This is a genomic window from Desulfovirgula thermocuniculi DSM 16036 (assembly GCF_000429345.1).
Taxonomy (GTDB): domain Bacteria; phylum Bacillota; class Desulfotomaculia; order Desulfotomaculales; family Desulfovirgulaceae; genus Desulfovirgula; species Desulfovirgula thermocuniculi.
This window is the reverse complement of sequence record NZ_AUBR01000117.1, coordinates 1-1,774: the sequence shown is the minus strand read 5'-3', so window position 1 is coordinate 1,774 and position 1,774 is coordinate 1. Positions and strand designations below refer to the sequence as shown.

Here is a 1,774-nt window from a genome sequence, read left to right as displayed (position 1 = left end):
GCGGCCGCGGTCAGCACGGCCAGAATAAGCCTGGTTCTCCTGCGCACTTTCTCATCCCCTCCCGCCAATAAATTTTTGCCCGGAAAGCTGCATCCGGAAAAAAGCGACCCCGGCCTACCGGCTCCCACCTCCTTTTTCGCTGCTGCCACCGGGCAGCCGGCCGCCGGGGTAAGTTCCCGGCTTTCCTCCCCAGCAGCCGGGCTGCCATAGCGGCTCGACCGCCTTAGGCCCCGTGGCTTTGCGCCCCCGGCTTTCGCCGGGTTTGCCCTTGGTGGGGATCTCACCAAAAGTGTACAACAAATCTTTGTCCTCTGAAAATGGAGTTGCCTGGACTCAGATTCCTTTTGAGAGAAACTTCGGCATGCCTTTCTCTTCCTGAAGGGGCTCGGTCGCCAGCGGCCGCCGGGAAGGGCGGCCGAGCACTCCCCCGGGCCGCCCGCGGAGACCGCACGCGGTGCCGCCGTCATGCCGAGGGCACGGGTTCCCCGTAGGCCGTGCCGTCGGCTGTCCGGTCCGGCGGCACCCCCTCCGCCACCCCCAGGGCGTTTGTGCAGTAGATGTCGTCGGGCGTGCCGGGCTGGCCAGACAGTGATGGAGGTGACCGTCGGCGATGAATGCTTAGTGCCCGAGCCTGTACAACGAAAGCCCTAATGCAAAGCTAAAGGTTGCTTAGCTTTGTATGGAAAAAGTTGACCTTCCCCGCCCGAGCCCGTTCTCCGAGGCCACCTTCCTCACCGCCTCGACCAGCTCCCTCTCGAAGCCCGCGGCGAGGAACTGCTCCGCGGGCGCCCCCCCGCCCGCCGACTCCAGCCTGTACGGCCTCCCCTCCAGCAGTGCTGTGAAGCACTCCACGCAGGCCACCACGCGGCTCAGGGGGTGCAGGTCCCCCGCCCTCTTCCCCCTCGGGTAGCCGTCCCCGTCCCGCTCGTGGTGCTCCTCGATGACCCTCAGCACCACCCACGACACGTCGGGCACCCTCTCCCTCACCAGCCGCGCGCCCACTATGGGGTGCATCCTGATGATCTGCCAGTCCTCCTCCGTGAGGGGGTACTTCGAGACCAGCTCCCTGGGCCACGTCACCTTGCCGAAGTCGTGGAGGAAACCCCCCAGGCGGGCCAGCTCGGCCTCCCTCTCCGGGAAGCCGAGCGTGCGCGCCGCCGCGGCCGCGAGGTCGGCCGTCACGAGGGAGTGCCGGAAGAGGTCCTCGTGCCATGAGCGCATCGCCGCACCCGCCTCCCAGAGGTCGCGCCGCGCCGAGAGGACGTCTGCCATCTTCAAATCCCCGCCACCTCCCCCGTCACAGCCTCACCTCGGGCGCGGCGGCCGAGTGGACCTCCACCTCGACAGTCCCCAGCCCCGTGGCCAGCCTCCCGAACGGCCCGAGTCCGACCGGCGCCGCGATCTTCGCCGCCACGCCGGGCTGCGCCAGCGTCACCGTCCTGTCGCCCGTGTAGTAGGAGAACGGGGCGGGGAGGGAACCCACCCGCTTCGCGTCGTCCGGGTAGTTCACCACGTAGAAGAACACCACCCTATAGTCCCCGTCGACCAGGCGGCCCCTCATGGGGGTGTAGTTGGCCCCGAGCACCTCGTCGAAGCTCGCCCTCGCCCTTGCGGGCACCACGACCATGCGCGAGCCGGAGGGGTCCGCCAGGGCGTCGGGGTCGATCTCCGCCGCGGCCGCCCTGACCGCCAGGTTCAGGGCGTGGCGGCTGGCCACCTTGGCGGCGTAGAGCCTGCCCACGTCCCACGCCATGCTCAGCATGCAGGTGAAGAG

2 protein-coding genes and 1 riboswitch are annotated in these 1,774 nt (G+C 68.5%); both genes read right to left on the bottom strand.

Annotation, left to right across the window (positions count from 1 at the left end):
• Positions 1 to 188: 188 nt before the first annotated feature.
• Positions 189 to 277, bottom strand: a riboswitch (cyclic di-GMP riboswitch).
• Between the two features lie 392 nt (positions 278 to 669).
• Positions 670 to 1,221 carry an HD-GYP domain-containing protein gene (locus tag G454_RS19685; RefSeq protein WP_169719386.1) on the bottom strand — a complete coding sequence of 184 codons (552 nt, stop codon included), beginning with the start codon at positions 1,219 to 1,221 and terminating at the stop codon, positions 670 to 672.
• Between the two features lie 76 nt (positions 1,222 to 1,297).
• A partial coding sequence (locus G454_RS21950; RefSeq protein ID WP_035108114.1) for a hypothetical protein occupies positions 1,298 to 1,774 on the bottom strand: 477 nt, incomplete at its 5' end.